The 256-nt window shown below is 65.6% G+C and carries 1 protein-coding gene; it reads right to left on the bottom strand.

From position 1 onward, the window contains the following. Positions 1 to 43 precede the first annotated feature (43 nt). Positions 44 to 256, bottom strand: a 213-nt coding sequence (gene nirD / locus SB753_RS39120) for a nitrite reductase small subunit NirD (RefSeq protein WP_410805427.1), incomplete at its 5' end; no start/stop codon positions are given.

Below are 256 nucleotides of genomic sequence, written 5' to 3'. Positions count from 1 at the left end.
GTGCCATGCGGGCCGTTCTTATGCAGCGGTGAAACGTACCGGCTCAAACGGCGACCCACACCTGGCCGTTTTCGACGCGCGCGGGAAATGCGCTGACGGAATGCGCGGGCGCTTCGAGGCACTCGCCGGTGCGCAGATCGAAGTGATGCTTGTAGATCGGCGAAGCCACCACGACGCGCTCGCCGAGACTGCCGATCAGCCCGCGCGAAAGCACGGCCGCGCGCGAGCCCGGATCGAAGTTTTCGATCGCGTACAC

This window comes from Paraburkholderia sp. SIMBA_053 (assembly GCF_046534895.1).
In the GTDB taxonomy this organism is placed as follows: Bacteria; Pseudomonadota; Gammaproteobacteria; order Burkholderiales; family Burkholderiaceae; genus Paraburkholderia; species Paraburkholderia caledonica.
This window is presented reverse-complemented; position numbering and strand designations above follow the sequence as displayed.